The following is a 23,292-nucleotide window of genomic DNA, read 5'->3' as shown; positions in this document are numbered from 1 at the left end:
ATAGTCAGATCTGATTCGTAGTCTGCTGCAGCGCCGCCGCGTGTGCGTGCGAGGAGTGGCGTTTCCGGTGAAGTAGCCCTGCCCCACTCGGATGGCCACAGCGATCGACTCCTCGCGAAATCCCATGCCTAGCAGGCTCTCACGTGTGCCGTCATCGCTACGATTTGAGAGTCAACCGGTACACCCAGACATGCGGAACGCGAGATCTCGACGTCGCGCGAATGATGGTCCTCGACTACCTCGCCACCATCGAGCCCCTTCGCTCGGTAGGTCACCGTGCGTTTGCCGACAAATGACTGCACCGCGTTTGGCGTCATCATTTCGTGACCATGAGGCTCGTCACATCTCTCCGGGGAACGAACCGCCTGGTCCGGGCTTCTCCGTAATGTTTCCGTAACTYSGAGTACGACTTTMGGYGGAYKGATYCGGRCATTGGAGGCTAGTCGGGCATGYAKGCGGTGTTGTAGCGTCCCGGTCAGACGTTCAGTTAAGTTTCSGCAATCGYTCTGGTTKCSGRGATTTCGACTCATCCCCAGGGAGACCGACCATGGCCACCACCACCGCCGAAACCGTCCGCACGTTGACAAGAAAGCGCCGCATCGGAAAAGCCGTGGGCGCATGTGCTGCGGTGTCGTCGGTATTGATGGTGAGCGCACTCGCGTTTGCCGGTACCGCCTCGGCGACCCCGACGGCACTGCCGGACAAGTTTGCAAGCACGGTCACCGATGACGGCTGGACCCTCGATCTCGCTGCTACCAAACTTTCGGCGAACCCGGTGCCGAATCTGGCCACGACGACGTTCACGCGTGAGGGTTTCGTGTCGGCGAAGGTCACCGGCACCATCTCCGGTGCGGGCGATACGGCCGTCAAGACCGGATATATCGAGCAGGGGTTGCAGATCGGTTGCCAAATCGACGTCTCCTCCGGCCTCGGCGTGGGACTGGGATTCTCCCTCGGCCCGTCCGTAGGTGTCTCCATCTCCGGGGTTCCGTCGGCGAACATCGGCGTGAACGCCTCGGTAAACCCGAGCATCCAGACGACGATTGCACCGGGCACGATCACCACGATCCCCCTGGGGAAGAAGGACCTCGAAGCCGCGAAGGCATCGATCACGGCGGAGAACGTGCACGTCAAGGTCGATGCGTGCATGGGTCCGGTCACGATCCGCTCCTACGCACAGTTCGCCGTCTCGACGGCGACGTCGGACAACAGTGTGTTCGTGTACTCCGATCCGACCTGGCTCTGACAGAACTCTCGTACCACTCGGACAGCCGAAAAAGCTGTAACCCAACAGCGTTCGAGCTCATCGGACCTGTCTTCCCAAGGGAGAACTCTGTGACCCCCCACGCACGTATGAAGAAAATCGCGGCAACGACCGCAGCAGCCACAACTGCGATCGGTGGCGTTCTGCTCACCTTCGCTCCGGCAGCATCGGCGGCACCCACTCTCGCAGAACTGGGCGCCCCCGTCGTGCAGATCCCCATCAATCACGCTGTCACGGTCGCGGCCCGCGACAGCGGCATCCCGGCCGCCCTGGCGAATGCGAATGTGATGGTCCCAGTTCCGGGGTGGGAGAGGGTGATCGACTCCTCCGCGAACGTCCTGGCAATCGAAACGGCCCGGGCGGCGCAGTACCCGAACGGCTGCGCTTCCTACGAGTTCTACCTTCCGCCGAGCGGGAAGTGGGCAGCCGGAGCCACCTCGTACATCAACTGCCCTTGGTAACAACCAGAGCTTTCTGCCCACTGATTCGTCACCCATCCGCATCTCACCCGATGCTGTTCAAGGGGGGTGACACGCATCCCGAGACCCGCAGACCGGCTGGCGGGGAAAGGCATTCACCTCCGATGACTACCTCACCGAACGCCCCGATGACTTCACCCACCCGCCGCGACATCGCGGCGGAGAACGCGTTGCCGTACATCCCACCCGGATCAGGTCGGGAGTCGTCCACCAATCCCGGCCGCTCAGGCGCTGAACCCTCGAGACAGGAGTGGGACCGCGACAGTGAGCTGAGCCAGACGTCGAAAGCGGTCATCACCACCGTCTTCGGGCTCGCATTGTTGATTGCCGCATTCACGGTGATCGGACGCCTCGCGGACTGGGCCGAGGATTACGGGACGATCCTGGTGTATCTGGCGTTCTTTCTGTGGATGTCGATCGCGGGCAGAGTGTTCTGGTGGGGCGTAGACACACTCATCGCCGAGATTCGGAAGAAGTCGAACACGAGTGGTGATCGACGGTGAAGTCCGCACTGAAACTCAAGCGGCCATTGGCGGGGTTTCTCGCTGCCGGAGCACTGTTGACCGGGACCGCCGGCGTGATCGGTGCGGGGCTCGCGCTCACTGCCGGACCGGCGCATGCGACACCGGAAGAGGATTGCGCGGCGGTGCGGGCACGTGATCATCAGATCTACCTGAACCTGATCGCCTCACTACCACCTGGTGCATCGATCCCGCCTGAGTACATCAACCCGTGCCTTACTGCGCCGTCCACGACCGCAACAGCTGCGCCGACGACCACCGTCGGGCTTCCCGGTGCACAGGCTCCGGGCGGTGGCCCGAACGTCGGGGCGAATGCTCCGACGAACTTTCCCACCTACAACGGCACCCCGATCGTTCCCGTGCCAGGTGCGGCGCACCCGGGGCAGCCGCAGTCGCCGACACAATCTGGTATCGAGAACCCTGCAGGAATTCCGGTCCCGTCGACCACAGGCGGACCTGCCCCGACCACGCCTCAACCCGCTGAATCGACCACACCCACAGCGACCACCGATCGCGGCCCCGGACCAGTACCCACAGAAACCCCGAATACTGCTCCCGCGCAATCGGAATCGACTCCCACCGTCACTAAATCGGGGCTCAGCCAGGACGACGGCCGTGACCGCTACCTCGAATTGGTTCTCGTCGGTGCCGCAGCGTTCACGGCGGCCGGAATCGGAGTGCGCGGTCGGCCCGGACCGTTCAGTCCCCGCACACCCGAATCAGTCCTCTCGCAGGTCGTCGGAACCATCGCCTCACCGCTCATGGCGTATTCCCCTGGCGGGCAGTCTGCGTTGCGGGTGTTCGATCCGATCGCCGACGGATACCGGTTCTTCTTCCTGATCCACGACCAGGCGTCGTCCCACGAGTCCGTGATTCCGGTGACGGTGCCGCCCGGCGGTCACATGAGCGTCAACCCCGATGGCACGGCCACCGTCTTCGACGCCGACGGAAACCCGGTCTCGACGATCGACGCTCCGTGGGCCTACGACGCCAACGGCACACCCATTCCGACGCATTACGAGATCCGCGACGGACAACTCGTCCAGGTCGTCGACACCGCAGGCATCGAAAACATCCTGTATCCGATCCTCGCGGACCCACTCTACGGCGGAGACAACGTCGCCTCCGGACAGTCGATGACGGCGACCGCACTGCCGAACGGCCAGGAAGCGATCTCGGGTCAGCCGGACGGCGTCGCGGTCGTGGGTACCCCCGACCCTGGCTACACGGCGTACGTACCGAACCAGGACACGATGAAGCCTGGATCCGAAATGACAGTCGATCAGGGGGACGGCACCACCAACCGGTACAACAATCCTGTTGATTCGGCCGATGCCGAGTTGGAGGTCACCACGGTGCCCACCACTGAGGCCCTCAACACGATGGCCGCCGCGCAGGAGAACGCCAACCAAGAATCCGCAGTTGCAGCGGCGCAGGCCAAGGACGACCGCGACGAGTGGCTACGTGAAACCGCTGCAGAACGCGCACGGGACGACTGGTTCAGTGAACAAGGATCCGTCCTGACGTCGTTGTTCCGGTTCAGCCAGAATGTGCGCGGCGCCAACGGAATCGAAGGCCTTGCGGAGGCGGGGTCGGATCTTCTCGGTCTGGGGAAGTCCGTCGCCCAAGCCGTTGTTTCCTACAACCAGGACCCCAGTGGTACCACCCGTGACGTACTCGAAAGCGCCCTGCGGCTCGATGCGCTGCGGGAAGAAGGTCCGCAGTACTGGTATCAACAGATACAGCTCGATGCCGGTGCAGCGGTGCTGACCGGTCCGTTCGCCGAAGCCGGACTGGGTACGCGCGTGGCGTCCACCGCAACGCGCGTCGAGGCTGGTATCGCCCGCACTGCTGCCGACGACGTGATTGAGGGGATCGGGCGCACCGGTGTGGATGCCGGTGCCATCGCGCCGGTGAAACCTCCCGCCACTGCGCCGGTGAAGCCTCCGACAACGTCGGCTGCCGATCCTGGCCTGGCGCCCGGTAGGCCCCCGGTCGGGGCGATCGACCCCGCTACACCTACTGCCACCCCGGCACTGCCGCCAGCCACTCCGGCCCTGAGCCCGTCGCCGAAACCCACCGCCGGTATCGGGGCATACCCCGACCCTGCCGGGATCGACCCTCAAGCGGTGCGCCTGTTCCCGCCGGACGCCACGCCTTACGGTCCGGGAGGGACGCTGGCAACGTGGGAGGCAAAGTTCATCGACCCAGTAACAGGGCTTAAGTATCCTGATCAGAAGGGTTTCGTTATCGACCCCACCACCGGTCAAGCGATCTACGAAATGCTCCCTCAGTTTCCGCCCGGAACCGCGTTCGACCGCTTCGGCAAGCCCGACGGTAGATTCCTTGGGGCGGACGGGGACATGTTTCCCGCGCGCAGCCTTCCACCAGCGAATTCCGCCGAACCGTTCTACCGATACGTCATCGATCAACCCTTGCCCCCGAACATGGCGGTGCTCACCGGTGAGATCGCAGAAGCGTTCGCCGCGCCTGGCGGTGGCACCCAATTCGTGGTCACCCAAATAGACTCTGCAACTGGACTCCCAATCCTGTGGCGGGGCACTGATTACACGAACATCGACAACTATTCCCTGCTGACTATCGAGCAAATGATCGCTGCGGACATCCTCAAACAGATCTACCCACCACCCACCCCATGATCGACCTCGCTACGCGCGCACTGCGCAGTGTCGGCAGCGAACAGTAATCTTCAGCTCACACCCACCCAGGAGCAGACATGACCAGGAACCCCCTCCGCCAGGCGGAAGTAAACAATCCCCACGGCGTGGGATTGTTAACTGATGCCGAGGTCGCCGAGTTCACCGCGACCGTCGACTATCTGCGCGCTGTCATTCCTGCCGCGTTCGGGATGGGATGGAATGATCAGGTGTTTTCCGGCGACGGATACGTCGTGACGCAACTTCCGCGTAGTAGTGGTGGTTACTTCGGAGGGTATCGCGGGGTGCGGAAGACCGCGAACGGGTACGTGGCGATGACGTGCGACGAGCGGTCCTACGAAGGTGGGTTGGTGACGTTCGGTCGTTTCGAGGACGCCGTCAAGGCCTATGCGGCAGGGATAGTCGGATCGTTTCGGATGGAACTCAGTGGCCGTTACCTGGGGTATGTGGCGTGGATGTGGAGCGGTACGACCGGCCCGGGTGTTGTCACCGAGTCGTTGAATCCTCCGCACGACACGGAGTTCCGCTTCTACCTCAGAGATGATCCGAGCGCATGGCTCGAAGGAGACAAGGTCGCGGCGACGCTCTCACACGGTTTGGGAATGTCGATTCCCAGTTTCATTGCCGTCATCATCGCCCACCCCGCTGTAACGGCAAAGGACGCGACGGCGTGGCCGAAAGCAGTGAAACCCTGAGCGCTCCGCACCACCGGATGTAGCGCCTCTCCAGGTACAGCACGAATAGAGCTGACATGACCAGGAACCCTCTCCGGTGCTTGGTAATCCGACACCCGAACATGAGAACGCCCGCCAGGTACAAAGCCAGGCGGGCGATCGTCATTTTCAGGTGCTACTCGGCAGCGCTCATATCGAACGTGAAGTGAAAGCTAGTCGCTCGGGACGAGCACAGTGAACTCGGCTTTGCCCGCAGTTTCCTTCTCAGCCAGAATATCTCCACTGTTGTAATCCGTCAGTGAAGTCTGGCACGTTCCAGTAGTCGGCCGCGTCGACACCGTCAGCGTTGCATCCACGCCGTCATCCGTGGCCCCGTAATTATTCGAGAACTTTTCGATCGCGCCGACCGAACGCGAAGTGGCATTTCGGGCCACCATCACCTGCTTGCTGGTCACGCCGTACGTAATGTCGACGACGCCGACGCCGTCGGTTCCGCAGTCGACTTCCAAAGCGATGTTGGCGTTCGGCCCTGTGGCTTTCGGAACAGAGGGTTCCTTCTCGGACGAACAAGAACTGACTACCGTCGCAACACTTACCGCAATCGAGGCAGCAACCAGCAGCGAGCAGCTCGGCGCTGCACCAGCACGCCCCGGAGGTGTGCCGGTAGTTGCGTGTCGCGCATTCCGATGATCTGGACCTGACAGACTGGCTTCATGGCATCGATACACGTGACGGTGAGCCGGTGGACGTGCAGAGGACCATGGTGGCGCGGCTGGCGCCGACAGAACGGTCTCGAACTCCGCATCGAAGGGCACGGGTACACGCAGACATACGGAACGCGAGATCTCGACGTCGCCCGAATGATGGTCCTCGACTATCTCGCAACAGTTGACGCGCCAGCTCCACGCGACGCGGAGATTTGGTGGACCGACCGCGGAAAGTAGTGCATGGCAGCATTGGACGGATTTTGGGAGGGTGTGGCAGATCGCCGCCGAATTGGGCTATCAACAGTGGAATGCGTTTGCGGGCAGCGCATTGCGGTTGAAGGTGCCGGTTCGACAGCTAATCGGTTAGCGCTCGATCGTAGTGGTAACTGTCACCATCAGGGGTGTCGAAGCCTCCGCGATCGTCAGTTTTGGCGCCGGGGTAGTAGCGAGTGAGGATGTCCTCGGTGGACTGAGTGTCGTCCACGCGGATGATTTTGTCTGGTGAGTCGGCTAGGCGGCGTGTGTGACGATCACACTGACACGCGGGTGAAGTGGGCTGTGTTTCATGGTGTTTCCGACTTCCTTTTCTGGTTGTGGTTGCGAGAACAGCCTTACATGATGCAGCTCGACTCAGGTGGGTGGTAGGTGCCGTTGTTGTGTGGTGGCGATTGCACTGGAGAGAAGTGGTGCTCCGCCCTGAGGTTTGGAGAATGAAAATGGTTGGGCCGCTGGATGAACCGCGTCTAGAGCGGCCACGCCTTAGCTGCCATCTAGAGAAGCAGGCATCATACTTGGCCCTTTAGGGATGGTTAGTTGACAATAGCTCGGGGGGCCAAGCATCGACAGGGATCGTGTGAGTGCTGCGGCCTTGTTGGTCGACGAGACGGCCGTAAACTTTGACTTGCCGTATTACCAGACGGCGGTCGACGATTTGTGCGCTTGGGTGTCGATCGCGGATGCGAGTGGCGATTTGTTCGAGGTGTTCGAAGGAGCGCAAATTTACGATCAACAGCAAGTTGACGGCGCCGACCACTGCGGAGCACTGGCGTGTTTCTTCCCAGGTGCTGATGTCCTTGCCCATAGTGCGGAGGTCCTGGTCGGGGACGCTGAGCCACAGAAGGGCCATGGTGTGCCATCCAGATAGTGAGCGGGCTGCGTCGCAACGGAAGGTGATTTCGCCTTGGCTCAATAGGTCGCGAACCCGGCGACGGATTCCGTGGACGCTGCTGTTCAACTCTTCTGCGAGGTCTGTGTACGCGCGTCGACCATCTTCGGCGAGGGCGAGGAATAAATCCCTGTCTTGCGGGCCGAAAGGTCGGCTCTGTCGGGTGGACTGAGCGGCCGGATCGCGAAGAAGGTCGGTCTGAGCTCGGTTGAGTACTCCGAGCCTCCATTGGATGCCTCCGAACATGCTGCCAAAGACATGGCTGCGCATGCGCGTGACATCAGCGGGGAGTGAGATCGACTGGAGTAGAGCGTGCGTGGTCGCAGACAGTGTTGGAGCGAGCAGGTTGGCATACACCTGATAGTCGCCTGTGGTGATTCCGACCGTGCTGATGTATGGAAGTTGTGCGATATGTCGGGCTACCGCCATCTCAGATTGGGGGGTGCAACTGAGTTCGATGACTGCGCCCCGACTTTTTTCGGGTGGTTGGGTGATGGACACCCAGGCCGCGCCGGAGTTTCTCAAGCGTTCCCATCTGCGTGCCAGGGTTATGGGAGCGATTCCCAATGCGTCTCCGAGCTGTAGCCAGCTTGAACGTGGGTTGACCTGTAGGGCGTCGATGAGTGCCAGATCGGTTTCGTCGAGCACATCCTGGGTCTGGGTGTAATTATTCATCGTTATTTCCGTATCTGTGCAAACTTTCCTCAATTTCGGCGGTTGTAGGCATACTACCGATCAGACTGTGTCCGTTCGGGGGAGTGAGAACGGAGAAACGAATGGACGTCAGCAAGCCCATAGCGGTGTCTGGTCAGCGGGCCGACGGTAGGGAACGGATGTACAGGCGGATCGCGTGGCGAATTTTGCCGTTGGTGCTGTTGTGCTACACCTTCGCGTACCTGGATCGCGTCAATATCGGCTTCGCGAAATTGCAAATGTCGGAGGACATCGGCATCAGCGAGTCGGTGTACGGACTCGCCGCGGGTATCTTCTTCCTGGGCTATGTCCTCTTCGAAGTACCAAGCAATCTACTTCTCACCAAGATCGGTACGCGCAAAACAATCGTGCGCATTATGATTTTGTGGGGTCTGACATCGGCAGCAATGATGTTCGTAACCGATACCACAAGCTTTATCGTATTGCGTTTCATGCTCGGTGTGTTCGAGGCCGGTTTCGCCCCGGGAATTATCCTCTATCTAACTTTCTGGTTCCCCGCCGCCCGTCTTGCAGCCCCGATGGCGCTCTATTTACTGGCCGGGCCACTTGGGTCGATGGTGGGAGGCCCGGTTTCGACGTGGATAATCACGACCTTCGACGGCACGTACGGGCTTGCGGGGTGGCAATGGATGTTCCTGCTGGAGGGCATCCCCACGGTCCTGCTCGGTCTGGTGGTGTGGAAATACCTCGTAGATTCCCCAGCCGAAGCCAGGTGGCTCTCCCCGGTGGAAAAAGCACTCATCCATGATGATCTCAGTCGGCAACGTGCCCAAGCTTCCAATCACAACTTCGGGCAGGTTCTGCGCGATCCCCGGATTTTTGCCCTCGCTGCAAGCTTCTTCTGTTTGATCAGCGGCATCTACGCCGTTAGCTTCTGGCTCCCCACAATATTGAAAGACAGTGGTATCGAGAGCACCCAAACGATCGGCTGGCTCTCCTCGCTGCCCTATCTTGCTGCGATCGTAATGATGGTGCTGCTCAGTCGGCGCTCGGATCGACACGGGGAGCGACGCTGGCACAGCGCTGTGCCAGCATTGGTCGGAGCGCTCGCCCTCGCCGTCGCTGCACTGACTCCCGGCACGCTCGCCGTATCGTTCCCGGCTCTGATCATCGCAACCGCGTGCATTTGGGGAGCGTATGCCGTCTTTTGGTCAATCCCGTCGTCTTATCTCACGGGCACTGCTGCAGCTGGTGGCATCGCCTTGATCAACAGTATCGGGCTCCTGGGTGGGTTTCTCAGTCCGACGCTCATCGGCTTCATCCGAGATGCCACAGGCAAAAGCACGGCCGGTTTGCTAGCTTTGGCGGTCCTCGTTGTCTTCGGAGGAATCGGAATCGCTGTCAACCGAATGCCAGTGGCAAAATAAAGACCTCTGAGAGAGATTCTGATGCGAATAATGACAGCCGGATTTCAACATGAAACGAATACTTTCTCCCGAACCTCAGCGGAGTACGAGAACTTCCTGAATGGGGAAGGATTCCCCGCTTTGCGTCGCAATGAAGAGTTATTCGAGTTAGTCGACGTCAATATTCCGATGGGTGGTTTTCTGGCGGAAATGCGCGACACCGCGGCAACGATCATCCCGGTGATTTGGGCTGCAGCGAGCCCCTCTGGGCCGGTGTCACGCAGCGCCTACGACCGAATTGCTGGTGAAATCCTGGAATCGGCGGAAAAGACGCGACCCGACGCTGTTTATCTTGACCTGCATGGCGCGATGGTGGCGGAGCATCACGATGACGGAGAAGGTGAGTTGCTGACTCGGCTTCGCTCCATTGTCGGAAGCAGTGTGCCCATCGTCGTCAGCTTGGATCTGCATGCCAATGTCAGCGAAGCAATGATGGCCAATGCGGACGGAATGGTCGCATTTCGAACGTATCCACATGTGGACATGGCTGAGACGGGCCGCCGCGCAGCCCAGCTTCTGACGCACCTCTACCGCGGCGGGCAGCTACATCGGTACTGGCGCCAAATTCCCTTCCTGATCCCGGTCAACGCTGGCAACACACTCGCCGAACCCGCTCGCTCGATCTACGAGGAGGTCACCCTTCTCGACAGAGCTGACCGATGCCTCTCGTTCGCGCCCGGGTTCCCGGCCGCCGACACCCCAGACTGCGGCCCGACGGTCTGGGGCTACGGCTCAGACGCCGACGACCTGAAAGACGCAGTCGATGAGCTCTACACCCACATCGTTGCTCGGGAGTCAGAGTTTCAAGTATCCTTCCTCACTCCCGAGGAGGCAGTCGCAGAAGCAGATCGGTTGGCCAGCAGAGCAACTCGGCCCGTGCTCATCGCCGATCCGCAGGACAACCCGGGTGCCGGTGGGGATGCAAGAACGACCGGGCTGCTCTCTGCTCTGATACGCGCGGACGCACAAGGTGCCGCCGTGGCATCGATCTGTGATCCCGCCGCCGCCGCAGCAGCGCATTCCGCTGGTCTCGGGGCAAGCATTACCCTCCAACTTGGAGGGCACCCAGGTATTCCGGAGACCGGACCGCTCGAAGCGACCTTCGTGGTCGAGTATCTCTCAGACGGTAAGTGCCGATTCGAAGGGCCGATGATGAACGGCAACGAAATCGACTCGGGCCCAAGCGCCTCACTCCGCCACCGCGGGATCTTGATCGGAGTCACCACACACAAATCGCAAATAATGGATCGCGCACAACTTCGAATGATCGGAATTCACCCGGAAAAACTCCGAATAGTCGTTGTCAAGAGTGCAATACACTTCAGGGCTGACTTCGACCAGATCGCCGAAACTGTTCTGAACGCGAGGGCTCCTGGCCCGATGACCGCAGAGCCCGCAGACCTCCCCTGGCGTCGACTTCGATGCGGTATCCGCATCACAGCGCTCGGGCCGGCGTTCGAAGGAATCAACTGATTGACACTCCCAATCGCAGCGCATTGCAACAACTTGCGCGATGCAAGAGCCGTACCGAGAAGATCCGTGGAGGACGAAATTGATACTTGGAAAGTCACGCGACGACTGGTATCAGCAGTGCCCGCTTTTGCCCAGCCTGGTGGGGACGACCGAAGTGCTGTGGCTGAACCCGCACCTGACGACATCCCGTACCGCGCTGTCAGGCGTCGCCCTCACATCCGCTGACGTTGACGATGCAGCGGACAGGTTACTTCGGTTCGCCCCCTTCCTTGCCGAGATTTTCCCTGACACACGTTCTTCGCGGGGGATCATCGAATCGCGGATCGTCGCTATCCCAGCCATGCAACAAGCGCTCACCAACTCGTATGGACAATCGATTGATTCGCTGTGGTTGAAACTCGACAGCGAATTGCCTATCAGTGGCTCCATCAAAGCTCGTGGTGGTATCTACGAGGTGCTTGCCCATGCCGAAGCCATCGCGCTTGATGCCGGGGTTCTGAAGCTCGATGACGACTATCGCGTGCTTTCGGGTTCTTCAGCGAAGCAACTCTTCGCAAAGCACACCATCGCAGTCGGTTCCACCGGAAATCTCGGTCTTTCGATCGGGGTGATGAGCGCTGCCCTCGGGTTCCACGTGACCGTACATATGTCGTCCGATGCTCGACAATGGAAGAAGGACAAACTTCGCGACCACGGTGTCACAGTAGTCGAACACGAGGCTGACTATTCGGTCGCTGTCGCAGCAGGACGTAGTGAAGCGGAAGGAGATTCCTTCACATATTTCATCGACGACGAGAACTCCGAAACGCTCTTTCTCGGATACGCGGTCGCCGCGCGTCGTCTTGCAGGGCAACTGCAAGCGTTGGACATCCGGGTCGATGATGCGCACCCACTTGTCGTTTACCTCCCTTGCGGTGTCGGAGGCGGACCAGGAGGCGTCGCCTTTGGTCTCAAGACCATCTTCGGGGACAACGTGCATTGCATCTTTGCCGAACCCACCCACTCACCCGCCATGCTGCTCGGCATGTACACGGGTATGCACGAGATGGTCAGTGTCCAGGACTTCGGTATCGACAATCTCACTGCTGCCGACGGTTTGGCGGTAGGGCGCCCGTCCGGACTCGTCGGACGACGAATGGAACATCTCTTGACCGGGGTGTACACAGTCGACGACAACGAACTCTTCCGAATGGTTTCCATGCTCCATGACACCGAGCAGTTGAAGATCGAACCGTCCGCCGCAGCGAGCCTCCCCGGTGCCTTCCGACTCGCTCGCGACCTTCGACAAGGCGTGAGTTGTCAGCTTTTGAGCCCAGAACGATTCCGCAACGCTACGCATATCGCCTGGGCCACTGGCGGTGGAATGGTCCCGGACATAGAAATGGAGACATACATTTCCAGAGGCCGGGCCCTGTCCGACTGAACAACCCGGAATGAGGACGTGAAACTGCCCTCGGTCGATTGTGAGCCCTGATGACGTGTGCCATGCGGGCGCACTAACAAGCTTTTCGAACGGTTTCCGCAAAACCTGTGGGTGACGAAGACTCGCTCCGTCCTTAACACATAGGGGCGGAGGCGAGTTGACGCTTTGGCACGCGGGGCCCGACCGGAAGTCCCCGGTCACCACTTCAGCGTCTTTCCGGACGCTTCCACCCGAGCTTGTTTATATGGCGTGTCGGTTCTGGCGAACGTTGTTCGGATTTGTTGCCGGACGTAACCTCTCAGATGACGGAGACAGCGCTGACGGCGAGGCGGTGGCCGCCGCGAAGCAATACGCCGCACTCCTCGCGAATTACAGCCCCGAGAGCATCGACACCTACTTCTCTCAAATGCAAGATGCAACCACGGGCAACGCTCGCGACCAGATCGGTTGCTCGGAAACAACATTGAAGGACACCATCAAAACACTGCAACTGACGTCGACCGGATCACTCCTCTCGACCGGAGTCGTTTCCTCGGACGACAGTTCCACACAAGTCCTAGTCGTGTTCGACCAAACAACCACGTGGAAAGACGCCGGAGACGAAACGGGAACAGGCACCGAGAACGGGGCAGCGAACGTGCTGACATTCACAATGAAACCGGTGGACGGCGCGTGGAAGGTCTCCGAGATCGAATCTCCACTCGCTCCGGGAATCGGCACCACTCCCGCTCCAGGGCAGAGCAATGCCTGCGAATCAGGACGTGCCGCATCGTCGGGAGGCCCCGCCCTCGATCCACCGCGTTGACCGGGCCGTGACCCGCGTATCCGCCGGCCGAGTCACGAGTGCAGCATCGAGGGGCTAGGCCTGACTTATTCGTTTTTCCGGAAATTCCCTGACATGTGCACGGACAGAGTTTGTCGTACATGAGTCCGACCCGAGACACGGCCCGACTCATCTCATATCGAGCTGCGCCAACGCCCCGCGCGAATAGTTTGTTCGACATCTATGTGTCCGTGCGGTCGTCGGTACAGTGTTGTGGATACGGGGAATGGTGGACCAATTGTTGTCGAGAATTCGGACGAGCTACCTTCGGTGAGGCCGTGTGTGTGCCCGCCCCGTCATCGCGTTGAGGCCGGGTTCCCCACCATCTCGGGCCGTTGCGATCAGGCAGATAGGCCGCGATGTCGGCGCATGAGTCGTCGGGTTACTCGTGCCCGTTCGGGCGATGCTTGCGCCATTTTTTTCTCGCGCGAGTCGCGAATGAATTGGTTGAGAATAGCGATTCTTCCGGCGACATTCAGGAGGAATGCGGCGATCTTGGGGATCGAAGTGGTTTGACGACATTTCGGTCGACGACATGGACTTCGGCCCGCGTCTGGACATCGAGGCCGTCACGTTCCACCCTGGGTCAGCATCGCCGGAAAGTCGAGTATGGTCCGGTCATGGGCCGACTCACAGAACTACTCAAGTCCGTAAAATCACTCGGGTCACGCAAAGACACCACCGCCAAGCAGGAAAAACGCGCACTGGAGCGGTGGGAAAACGAAGGCGGCCCTGTCGCAGAGGATCCACGACAACGCTGACCCCGGGCGAGTGTCAGTGCGCCTGAACCGATCAACTCAGCCAGAATAGGCCGCAACGACCTCATCGGCTCCTCAAAGCCGCACCCCGCGCCGACTCCGGTCAGTGGATCGCCGCCGGCAGCGCAGACCTCGACGCACACGGAAATGCAACAGAGGTTTTCGACGGCTGAGTTCGGTCGCACTACGTCGCGGGCAGTGACGAATCCCTGTGGTGACCAGTCGTTATGACGACTACCTGGACAGCAGCGTCTTCAGGCATATCGGGGTAGTAGTTGGCCCGGAGTTGTTTTGCGAAATTCGTCATGTCGGTGCCGGGTGGCTGGTGAGCTGCTAGCGGCGACAGGTGAGCGAGATCGTATGTTTCTACAGCGGTGACTTGTCCTGCAAGGGGGCGGGCGGTCGGGTGATGATCGAAGATGAAAATTGCCGGCCCTTCGTGTGTGTCCTCGCGCCAGCGGACGATGGAAACTTTCGCGCCAGAAACCACTGCCGTGTAATGCTTCTGATGAAAGTGCACGGTTTGAGCAGGAGCGCCGGTCGTCATGTTCTCATTGTCCACTAGCACGGCCAGCACCCAGGCGGTCCCACTCTCGATGGCGGCGGCCGAAAGCGTGGCCTTCACGACCTCCCGCAGGGTCGGCCGGCTTTCCCGGCAGGCATCGCCGCGCAGGGACTCGTCGGTGGAGCGGAGGGAATCCTCCTCCGTCTGCAACGTCACGCCATAAGCGCCCTTCTGAACCTCGGAGTACTTCAGGCGCGAGGGCTCGAGCGTCGAGCACGAGAGCGGAAGCCGCTCATCAACGTGCGGATTTGGTTGTCATCTGGCACTGATGTCGCCGGTTCGGCCTCGATCGATGCGCTTCCTACAATTTGATGGGCGATTCGGGTGTGGGCCTGTGGTTGGCGCGCTGATATCTGTGCGCCATTCCCTCGACCGCGGTGAGCGGGTAACGCAGCTGTCTGTCGAAGTGGGAGAGGGGCAGTTGCGTCGCGGGTTGAAGATCGTCAGGCTGTGGCCCTCGACGGCTCGTTGCGGTAACGCGACAGCCGGCCGTCGGTTCCGGTAAGCCGCCAGGACCAGAGGGTGAGCCGCGTGCGCATTCCGTTGGCGTCGGCGAGACTCCGGACGTCTGCGCAGGACTCCGCAAGGAGTCGCCGGAAATCGGGGTTGCGCATCGAGTAGGTCTCGCGCAGAACATTGCGGGGGATACCCAGCAACGTCGCGTCCTGCCGGCTCGGGACGACGATGGCCCAAAACCCTATGCGCATGACTACCGGCGTGGTGAGGCCGAGTGCGAGGCGGTTGAATCGGCTCATGCGCGGAGCGTGATGGCGCAACCATGCATGGGCGAATCCGATGTGACGTGCTTCCTCGGCGAGATGGATCTGCATGATGCGGTCGGTGAGCGGGTGAATGCCACCGCCGCGCATGATGCTCTTCTGGATGTGGTCGATCGGCTCCTCTCCAGCGAGGATGATCTGAAAGAAGAAACTGGGCCACAGCGATCCCAGCGAACCGACCAGGGGGAAGGCCTTGACAAGCCACGTTGGGGCACCGTGTACCTCCGGAGCCACCCGGTTGGTGAACTCCTGAAACATCTGGATGTGGTGTGTCTCTTCGGTGAGTTCGTGCATGAAGTAGCGAAATTCGGGGTTCTCGTTCGCCAGGCTCATCAAGAACTGGGTACCGCCGAGAAGGAGCAGTTGCTCGAACTGGGAGCCGGTCTTTGTTATAGATGCGAGCCGAATCCGGGCAACTCGTCGTTGTTCCTGGGGTGAGAGCGCGCGGTACCAGTCGGTGTGGGACAAGGGGTCGACCGCGGGGAGTGTCCATCTCGGGTCGTCCGCGGGGGCGGCGAACTCGGGCGAATTCCAGGCGATGTCTTTGAACGCCTCGAAGTGGAGCCCTGTCGAGGATGCCTCGGACAGTGTGCGCAGAGTGTCGTGGTAATCGCGGCGTTCGTTGACGGTATTGCGCCCCGGAGTTAACCGGACAGATGGCGCGTTACGCCGCGTGCGACGAAGTGTTAGGAACTGCATTTCGGGCTCCTTTGTGGCATCTATCTCAGATGTGCCCACAGTAAACTAAGTGTGACTAAGCGTCCACAGTAACTGTATGAGTCTGCACGTCCACGGGTAAGTCCGGAAGGGCGAAAGGGACGCTCAATATCGCACCATGCACGCGGCTCTCGGCGTTTGATGGTGGTGTGGGTCCTGCCGTCGAGACGACGGCGCTGGACGTGGTCGACGTTAGGCCGTTGTGTGCATCTGCCGACCTATACGGTGGGATAGGTGCAGGACGAGGTTCTCGCGATCTCGTCACGGTCGGTGTCCCGCTTGATCGGGTCGGAACTCACCTCGCCGAACTCGCGTCCCTGCACCGCGACGATATCCGAGGCGGCGCAGACAGTTGATCATGTGGATCGGCCCGCACGTCTTTCGTCATGCGACGGGGATCCGATGGCCCGTGGTTTGTTGCTCGGATGGCGATCGGTAACAGTGGAAATATCTCACCGGTAACTTTCAAGTTGTGTCAGTTCTCTTTCTTAAGTGACTGTGTAACAACCAGTTTCGACGGAAGTTGCTATCTGAATTGAAATTATGGGCGAAAATGCACGACGACCAATGGCTCTGGCAGGGGTAACTGTGCGCGTCACCGATGGCGACGGAACCAACAGCGTCGAGATCGACATGCTCGTGACCGCCGACGCCATCACCGAAGTGCCGTCGGCCGGCTGAGACTTGTTCCGCGCCGAGTCTGCAAGAGCGGAGTTTGCGTCAGGCGCTCCCGGTAGATGGGCGGTAGCCTTCATGGTGTGATCGCGCTCTATACGGCACTGGCTTTGGTGGTGGGTGTTGCTGTCGCGGCGCGCCGTCCTGTGGGTGGCAGGAAGAATCTGGCCGACGTGTTCGGCGGGACCGAGCATGAAGCGGTCCGAGCCGGAACGCGTTGGGCTGTAGGCGTACTGGAGTCGGAGGGAGTTTCTGCTTCGGAGCAACCTTTGGTCGCGTTACGTGAGTTGCGTCGGGCTAATCGAGCGTTGTCGCTTACCGGTGCCAAGGTTCTTTCTGGATCAACTTCTGCCACCTCGCTAGCGCAGTCGCGGATCGCTGTCACCGAAACGTCCGCGACCTAGGCCTGGCAACTACTGAATGCACGGAAAGGGCCCGGCGAGCACTTTGCTTCTACGTGGCCATCGTGACCGATGTCTGCGATCAATTCATCGTGTGCCATTCCGGTGTGTCGTTCGCGAGATCCGGGTCGAGCGCATCAACCGAAGAGAAAGCAGTGCGAATACTGACCTACCAGACGATGCCGCAAAGCGATGCCACCAAAGACGGGAGGGCTGGACCGTACGGATCACGATTGGTGCCGGTATGTTGTTAACGTACCGTTCGACTCCTTCGGGTAAGATTCCCGGTATTGGTGATTTGGCGATTCGGCCGCTCATGTCAGGTTCAAGTCGTTGGTTCTTCTAGAGATTTTTGTCGGCATCTGGAATGCTTGCTCGCAAGTGCCGTATCTGCGGCATCTCGAAGATCGGCACAGTTCATGGGCATAAAGAGTATTAGCACGAACCGTGGGTCGATGGTGCGATGGGTGTCGGGTCTGCTCCTGTGTTTCGTCCCGATGATTTCCCTTTATCTGAGTGCGTGGAGTTCCTACGCGCCGTTTATCTACCTTGGACTTCTTCCGGCTTTGGTGGCCCTTGAACGCGGGGTGCGGGTCGCAGCGGTAACCGCGGTACTGACTCCGGTTTCGGTGTTCTTCGGCCTTGTAGTTAGTGGGTCCGCCTGGATCTCGGCCGTGTTCGTTGCCGCGATATGTGTAGGCGTTGCATGGTCGTACACCAAGGGATGGGAAGGGGCTGCGACGTACATAGCAAGCCAAGCCGCTTTGGCAGCAATCGCTGCTCCTGGGGCACGCGTGACCGATTTGGCACCGAACTCGTTTGCTTCGGCAGCGGTGGTGACGGGTTTCGTGCTTGTCGGAGGTGTATGGGTTGTACTGATGGGCATTCTGCTTCTGGGTGACCTCCCACACAATGCCCATGAACAACCCGCTGATGAGGATCTACGCCGGTTCACGATCGTTTTGGTCGGTCTGGTTTTCTTCGGGACTCTCGCGGCCAAGCTCTGGTTACCAGGGGGTCACGCGTGGTGGGTGGTACTGACGATCCTCGTAGTACTTCAGCCTGGTGTCGCTGGAACCAGCAGAAGAACCTTCCATCGCGTGTTGGGAACTGTGGCCGGTGGGTTTGCTGCCGCATTGTTGGTCAGTGTCATTGGCATCAATTCTGTCACTACGGCGATTGGGGTGTTCGTGGCAGTTCTCAGTGGAATCGCGTATCTGAAGGCGCCGTATTGGGTTTTCGCTTTTCTTCTCACCGCTGTGCTGATGTGCTTATCGTTCACTCCGGAGACGGTAATGCACGGGTATGTCGAAAGGGCAGGGTTTACGCTGCTTGCTGCGGCGGCAACGGTATTGGTGCTGAAAATATCTGCAATGGCATTGAGGCCTGTTGAAAATGATTGATAGTCCGTGAATTGGGAGCATCTTGAGGGTCGGCGCAGGGCGACTGATTGATCATCACTCATATGCGGACTGAAACCATCAAATCTATGTGCCAATTGGCGTAGTGCACTCCTGAGTGTATCGACTTCTACGCACGTGGCCTTAGTAGCAACAGGCTAGCGCGTTACCGGCGATTGTGGATCACCCCGGGAAGATCGGATCCCTGCTTTTCGATGCGATAGAGCGCATATTGAAAAAAGGAACGAGCTCCACCATCTGGCAGTGGTGAAAGTTCAGGCACGGTCCCGCTTTGGTGAAATCTAGAGGCGGGCTATCGGGAAAATTTTTCACTCCTGGTCCGAAGTGCAGTTGGGACTGGAGTGGACGCTGTTGCGGGGAAGCGGTGTCGTGGATTCCCCGCAACAGCGGTCAGTGGGCGAAGGCAGTCCTTTGGGGTCGCTCGGCGTTGCTCTTGCGCAGTTGTTCGACGACCTCGTTGATGGCGGTGGCGAGTTTGTATGCGAGATCTTGGCTGAAACCTTCTCGTAGCACGATACGCAGGACGGCGACATCTTCGGCGTCGGCGGGCATGGTGTAGGCGGGCACTTGGAATCCGCGTGCCCGGAGTTCGTGGGAGATGTCGAAGACAGTGAAGCCTGGGTCGTCGACGACTTCGAAAGACAAGACCGGTATAGCGGTGCCGTCGGTGATGATCGCCATGTTGTCGATCTTGGAGATTGCGGCGGAGAGCATAAGCGCGGTGTCGCGCAGCGATTCCATGATTTGGGTGTACCCAGCGACGCCGAGGCGGATGAAGTTGTAGTACTGCCCGACGACCTGGTTGCCAGATCGAGAGAAGTTGAGGGTGAAGGTCGGCATGTCGCCGCCCAGGTAGTTGACCCGGAACACCAAGTCTTCCGGTAGGTGTTCTTTCGAGCGCCAGACGACGAAACCAATGCCCGGGTAGGTCATGCCGTACTTGTGGCCACTGACGTTGATCGAGACCACACGCGGAACCTTGAAGTCCCACATCAGCTCGGGGTGCAGGAACGGGACGACGAAACCTCCACTGGCAGCGTCGACGTGGAGGGGGACGTCTGGACCACCGTTTGCGGCGATCTCGTCGAGGGCTTCGGCGATCTCGGCGACGGGTTCGAGCTCGCCGGTGAATGTCGTGCCCAGGATCGCGACCACGCCGATGGTGTTCTCGTCGACGGCGTCACGGACCTGTTCGGGAGTGATGACGTAGCGGCCCTTTTCCATGGGGAGGTATTTCGGTTCGACGTCGAAGTAGCGGCAGAACTTTTCCCAGACGACCTGGACGTTGCTGCCGAGGATGAGGTTGGGCTTCGTGGTGTCTTTACCTTCTTGTTCGCGGCGCTGGCGCCAGCGCCATTTGAGTGCGAGGCCGCCGAGCATCACAGCTTCGGAGGACCCTACCGTCGAAACCCCCGTCGCGGACGCAGGGTCAGAGGTCAAGCCCTCTGCGTGGAAGAGGTCGGCAACCATGTTGACGCAACGAGTTTCGATCTCCGCTGTCGCGGGATACTCGTCTTTGTCGATCATGTTCTTGTCGAACGTTTCGGCCATCAGCTTGTCGGCCTGAGGATCCATCCAGGTGGTGACGAAGGTCGCCAGGTTCAGTCGGGAACTGCCGTCGAGCATCAGCTCGTCGTGGATGAATCGATACGCCGCTTCAGGATCCGACTCGGCCTTGGGCATTCTGAGAGCTGGAATCGGATCAGTACCGAGCCGTCCCGTGTACGCCGGTGCGAGGGTTTCGGCGGGAGCTGCGAAAATATCTGACATCTTTCTCCTCCAATAGTCGAACGAGCGGTTGCGGATCAGTTGGACAGTCGAGTATCAAGTCGGATGTTGTTGTATCGCAGTGATTACACTTCGATTGACGGGTACAAGCGTTCCATGGTGTATCGGCGATTGCGGCGAACCGAGAGTGCGCTGATAGTCATCGAGACGAGCAGAATGCCGGAAAGAACGGCGATGGCTGTCCAGAGTCGCGAATCGACGTGTTCGGCGGTGATGAGTTGGCGCAGTCCGTTGACGGTATACGTCATCGGGTCGAAGGGATGGATGTATTGGAATGGTGTCGCTGTAGTGGGCACTGGATAGATGCCACCGGCGGAGACAAGTTGCAGCATCAGGAAGGCCAAGGTCACCACTCTGCCGACTGCGACTCCGAAGAGAGCATTGAACATCTGGATCATCGCCAGGTAGGTTGCCGAGACCAGCATGAGGAACAGGATCGTTCCGGGAACGTGTTTGACGTCCAGGCCTACTCCGATGTGTACTACGGCGTACATCGTGATCACTTGGAGGATGCCGATGAGCAGCGCCGGCCAGTACGACGCAAGAACTGTTCGATAGAGGCCGAGATTGCTTACAATTGCACGGGATTGTAACGGGGTCAACAACATCCAGGTGATGATGCAGCCGACGAAAAGGGCCAAGGAGAGGAAGAACGGCGCGAATCCGGTACCGAACGTGGGCGCCTCGTTCGTGTAGTCCTGTTTGAGTGCGACTGGAGTGGACAGAGTGTCTGCGGTGGCGGTGCGTTGCTCGTCGGTCCAGCTGGGTACTTGTCCAGCGCCTTTTGCGAGTGCGTCTGCTAGTTCGCCCGAGCCTGATTGCAGTTCCACCATTCCCGAAGCTAACTGATCGGCTCCGCTCGCGAGCTGGTTGCTGCCGTCGGTCAACTGGATCAGTCCGGAGTTCAACGTCGTGGCTCCGGAACTGAGCTGGTCGGCGCCGTCGCGTAGTTGTCGAACGTCGGAGGCGAGTCCGCCGTTTTGCAGCAGTAGGAGTCCTGATTGGAGTGGGCTGGATGGATCCGTCAACTGGTATTCGAGTGCTCGTGCATCGTTGCTGAGTTGATTGATTTCCGCTTGTAGTGCGGCAGTGTCACTTTGGGGTTGTGCTGCCGCGAGAGGTGTGAGGGCTGCAACGGCCTGTTGTGCGAGTGGGTCGGTGCTGGGTCCGAGAAGGTCGAGCACTCGCTGGATTGCCGGGGAGACGGTAGCTTGTGGCGGTTGTGGGAGGCGATCTCCGAGCGCAGTCAGTGATTGCCGTAGTTGCGCTGCTTGGGCTCCGAGGTTGGGTACGTTGCCGGAGTCGAGGGCATTGAGCAATGGGTCGGCGACGCCGTCGATCGCCGTGGCGAGTTGCCCGGCGCCGGCTGCGAGCTGCGCTGAACCGTCGCGTGCGGTGACCATGTTGGTGGCGAGTTCGTTTGCGCCGGAGCTGAGTTGATCGGCCCCGCCTTTGGCTGTGTCGATACCGGCCGCGAGGGTCTTCGCTCCGTCGGCAGCCTGGCCCAGGCCCGAACCGGCGGTCTGCAGACCCGTCAGGACTTGGCCGACGCCTTGGGCGCCGATGGTCGAGTTGACCTGATTGATGACCTGCTCGGACGCGTCCTGCCCGATGATGGTGGCTAGATAATTATTGGCGTCGTTGAAGGTGAAGGTGAGATCGGCCTTCTCGGGGGTGTCGCCGTTGGGTGACTCGACAGCGTCGCTGAAGTTCTCCGGCAAGGTGATCGTGAAATAGTACTTGCCGCTCGAGAGTCCGGCTTGGGCTTCTTGATCCGAGACCTCCGCCAAATCAAGTTGTCCGGAGGCGATGAGCGACTTGACGACCTGATCGCCGGCATCGACTTGTTGGCCTGTTGACGTTCGCCCCGAATCGTTATTGACAATCGCTGCGGGGATCTTGTTCACCTCGCCGAACGGGTTCCAGAAAGCCCACAAGTACATGGCGCCGTAGAGCAACGGCAACAAGATGATGGTGACGATCGCGATTCGTGGCAGGGTGCCGCGGGAGTAGCGTTTGACATCACTGCCCAGAGATATACCTGCGAGCATCAGTTACTTTCCTTCGGTCATGACGCCGATATCGCCGGCCCCGAGCAGTCCGTGCATGTTCACTACTGCGTTGACGCCGGTATCTGGTGGGAGTGTGTTGACGTCTGCGGTGATCACCGACTGGTGCTCGCCGAGTGCGACAAGCCGTTGCAGCAAAACGGCTCTTTCGAAGTCGTCGGCGAGCTTGTCGACGCGTCCCACCACCAATAGCGGTGGGCGTTTGGTGTTCGCGACAGCGATCCGCAACAACATTTGCTGGATTTCCGGGAGGTCGTCGACGAAGGCGTTGAGCGGTGGTAAGTCGACGTCACCAAACGTTTTCGCACACATGTCTGCGACTTCTGTCTCGCTCACGCGGGGAACGAATTTGTACCACGGGGAATCCCATCGCAGTTGTTCGGTCACCATGTCACGCACGGTGACAGAGGGCCGGACTTCGTCGAGCTCGTTCAGACATGCGATCGCCGAGATGGCCAGTATCCGGCTCGGATTGTCGTAGCCGTGTACCGCTAATGTCCCTGCGGACAATCGCATTCGTCCGCACAGTGCCATCAGCAAGGCGGTTCGCGCCGCTCCGGCTTGGCCGGCTAGCACCGTCACACCACCGGCGTTGATGTCCAAATCGAGCGGACCGAACACGTGTCCCCAGGGCCCATGCACTTCGATGCCCCGGGCCGAGATCAAGGTCCCCTCAGCGGGTTCTGTCGGTGCTTCCCAATTCTCGAAACCAGTTTCAACCAACTGAGGCCTCCAGCCCTAAATGCTGCACGGCGGCACGATCCCTACGCCTTTGCGAGACAGTCCCGTTGC

22 protein-coding genes are annotated in these 23,292 nt (G+C 59.9%); 14 read left to right on the top strand and 8 right to left on the bottom strand.

Translation table 11 applies throughout. The annotated features are described in order from the left end of the window. The first annotated feature begins 547 nt into the window (after window positions 1–547). The 5 genes from AC1DVN_RS11175 to AC1DVN_RS11155 all read left to right on the top strand — a co-directional run bounded on the left by AC1DVN_RS11175 (window position 548) and on the right by AC1DVN_RS11155 (window position 5,637). A complete protein-coding gene (locus AC1DVN_RS11175; protein ID WP_378666280.1) occupies window positions 548–1,246 on the top strand; it encodes an MspA family porin in 699 nt (232 codons plus the stop codon). Between the two features lie 89 nt (window positions 1,247–1,335). Then, window positions 1,336–1,725 (top strand): hypothetical protein, encoded by a 390-nt coding sequence (locus AC1DVN_RS11170; RefSeq protein WP_378666282.1) that lies wholly within the window; start codon window positions 1,336–1,338, stop codon window positions 1,723–1,725. Between the two features lie 122 nt (window positions 1,726–1,847). Next, a complete protein-coding gene (locus AC1DVN_RS11165; protein ID WP_477993796.1) occupies window positions 1,848–2,246 on the top strand; it encodes a hypothetical protein in 399 nt (132 codons plus the stop codon). Next, window positions 2,243–4,924, top strand: coding sequence for a glycohydrolase toxin TNT-related protein (locus AC1DVN_RS11160; RefSeq protein ID WP_378666286.1), 2,682 nt, complete (start codon window positions 2,243–2,245; stop codon window positions 4,922–4,924). The genes AC1DVN_RS11165 and AC1DVN_RS11160 overlap by 4 nt, the downstream gene beginning before the upstream one ends. A 77-nt stretch (window positions 4,925–5,001) precedes the next feature. Further along, window positions 5,002–5,637, top strand: a complete 636-nt coding sequence (locus AC1DVN_RS11155) for a hypothetical protein (protein ID WP_477845934.1) — start codon at window positions 5,002–5,004, stop codon at window positions 5,635–5,637. A 191-nt stretch (window positions 5,638–5,828) separates the two neighbouring features. On the opposite strand, the gene AC1DVN_RS11150 is transcribed toward AC1DVN_RS11155, so the two are convergent. Then, window positions 5,829–6,071, bottom strand: a complete 243-nt coding sequence (locus tag AC1DVN_RS11150; RefSeq protein WP_477845935.1) for a hypothetical protein — start codon at window positions 6,069–6,071, stop codon at window positions 5,829–5,831. Between AC1DVN_RS11150 and AC1DVN_RS11145 the strand changes: the two genes are divergently transcribed. After that, window positions 6,061–6,306, top strand: coding sequence for a hypothetical protein (locus tag AC1DVN_RS11145; RefSeq protein ID WP_477845936.1), 246 nt, complete (start codon window positions 6,061–6,063; stop codon window positions 6,304–6,306). The two genes, AC1DVN_RS11150 and AC1DVN_RS11145, sit on opposite strands and share 11 nt — an antisense overlap. 23 nt (window positions 6,307–6,329) lie before the next feature. After that, window positions 6,330–6,560, top strand: coding sequence for a hypothetical protein (locus AC1DVN_RS11140; protein ID WP_378666292.1), 231 nt, complete (start codon window positions 6,330–6,332; stop codon window positions 6,558–6,560). Between the two features lie 118 nt (window positions 6,561–6,678). Here the strand turns inward: AC1DVN_RS11140 and AC1DVN_RS11135 are convergent, their stop codons facing one another. Together AC1DVN_RS11135 and AC1DVN_RS11130 are read right to left on the bottom strand one after the other, a co-directional pair. Next, window positions 6,679–6,807: a hypothetical protein gene (locus tag AC1DVN_RS11135; protein WP_378666294.1), complete on the bottom strand. Its 129-nt coding sequence runs from the start codon at window positions 6,805–6,807 to the stop codon at window positions 6,679–6,681. Window positions 6,808–7,122: 315 nt separating this feature from the next. Continuing rightward, entirely contained in the window at window positions 7,123–8,163 is a 1,041-nt protein-coding gene (locus tag AC1DVN_RS11130; protein WP_378666296.1) for an Lrp/AsnC family transcriptional regulator, read from the bottom strand. A 101-nt stretch (window positions 8,164–8,264) separates the two neighbouring features. Between AC1DVN_RS11130 and AC1DVN_RS11125 the strand changes: the two genes are divergently transcribed. The 5 genes from AC1DVN_RS11125 (at window position 8,265) to AC1DVN_RS11105 (ending at window position 14,088) form a co-directional block, all read left to right on the top strand. Continuing rightward, the gene (locus AC1DVN_RS11125) at window positions 8,265–9,569 is read left to right on the top strand and encodes an MFS transporter (protein ID WP_378666298.1); all 1,305 of its coding nucleotides are present in this window, start codon (window positions 8,265–8,267) and stop codon (window positions 9,567–9,569) included. A gap of 21 nt (window positions 9,570–9,590) precedes the next feature. Further along, window positions 9,591–11,081, top strand: a complete 1,491-nt coding sequence (locus AC1DVN_RS11120; RefSeq protein ID WP_428690397.1) for a M81 family metallopeptidase — start codon at window positions 9,591–9,593, stop codon at window positions 11,079–11,081. Between the two features lie 79 nt (window positions 11,082–11,160). Next, window positions 11,161–12,504, top strand: a complete 1,344-nt coding sequence (locus AC1DVN_RS11115) for a D-serine ammonia-lyase (RefSeq protein ID WP_378666302.1) — start codon at window positions 11,161–11,163, stop codon at window positions 12,502–12,504. A 244-nt stretch (window positions 12,505–12,748) separates the two neighbouring features. Next, window positions 12,749–13,309, top strand: coding sequence for a hypothetical protein (locus AC1DVN_RS11110; RefSeq protein WP_477845937.1), 561 nt, complete (start codon window positions 12,749–12,751; stop codon window positions 13,307–13,309). Window positions 13,310–13,947: 638 nt separating this feature from the next. Next, the gene (locus AC1DVN_RS11105) at window positions 13,948–14,088 is read left to right on the top strand and encodes a hypothetical protein (protein ID WP_477845938.1); all 141 of its coding nucleotides are present in this window, start codon (window positions 13,948–13,950) and stop codon (window positions 14,086–14,088) included. Window positions 14,089–14,269: 181 nt separating this feature from the next. On the opposite strand, the gene AC1DVN_RS11100 is transcribed toward AC1DVN_RS11105, so the two are convergent. Together AC1DVN_RS11100 and AC1DVN_RS11095 are read right to left on the bottom strand one after the other, a co-directional pair. Next, window positions 14,270–14,806: an ASCH domain-containing protein gene (locus AC1DVN_RS11100; RefSeq protein ID WP_477845939.1), complete on the bottom strand. Its 537-nt coding sequence runs from the start codon at window positions 14,804–14,806 to the stop codon at window positions 14,270–14,272. 287 nt (window positions 14,807–15,093) lie between these two features. Further along, complete coding sequence (locus AC1DVN_RS11095) at window positions 15,094–16,128, bottom strand: AurF N-oxygenase family protein (RefSeq protein WP_477845940.1); 1,035 nt, start codon at window positions 16,126–16,128, stop codon at window positions 15,094–15,096. Between the two features lie 776 nt (window positions 16,129–16,904). Here AC1DVN_RS11095 and AC1DVN_RS11090 point away from each other — a divergent pair. Continuing rightward, window positions 16,905–17,225, top strand: a complete 321-nt coding sequence (locus AC1DVN_RS11090) for a hypothetical protein (protein WP_477845941.1) — start codon at window positions 16,905–16,907, stop codon at window positions 17,223–17,225. A gap of 464 nt (window positions 17,226–17,689) precedes the next feature. Beyond that, window positions 17,690–18,625: an FUSC family protein gene (locus AC1DVN_RS11085; protein ID WP_477845942.1), complete on the top strand. Its 936-nt coding sequence runs from the start codon at window positions 17,690–17,692 to the stop codon at window positions 18,623–18,625. Between the two features lie 408 nt (window positions 18,626–19,033). Here AC1DVN_RS11085 and gad read toward each other — a convergent pair whose 3' ends face one another. The 3 genes from gad to AC1DVN_RS11070 all read right to left on the bottom strand — a co-directional run bounded on the left by gad (window position 19,034) and on the right by AC1DVN_RS11070 (window position 23,223). Then, the gene (gene gad, locus AC1DVN_RS11080) at window positions 19,034–20,413 is read right to left on the bottom strand and encodes a glutamate decarboxylase (protein ID WP_477993795.1); all 1,380 of its coding nucleotides are present in this window, start codon (window positions 20,411–20,413) and stop codon (window positions 19,034–19,036) included. A gap of 83 nt (window positions 20,414–20,496) precedes the next feature. Beyond that, on the bottom strand, window positions 20,497–22,482 hold the full coding sequence (locus tag AC1DVN_RS11075; RefSeq protein WP_477845944.1) for a YhgE/Pip family protein: 1,986 nt from the start codon (window positions 22,480–22,482) through the stop codon (window positions 20,497–20,499). A 3-nt stretch (window positions 22,483–22,485) separates the two neighbouring features. Continuing rightward, window positions 22,486–23,223, bottom strand: coding sequence for an ATP-binding cassette domain-containing protein (locus AC1DVN_RS11070; protein ID WP_477845945.1), 738 nt, complete (start codon window positions 23,221–23,223; stop codon window positions 22,486–22,488). Between the last annotated feature and the right edge of the window lie 69 nt (window positions 23,224–23,292).

It is taken from the genome of Rhodococcus sp. P4_E4 (assembly GCF_056401575.1).
Note: the sequence above shows the minus strand (reverse complement) of the source record. Positions and strands in the feature narration are given on the sequence as shown.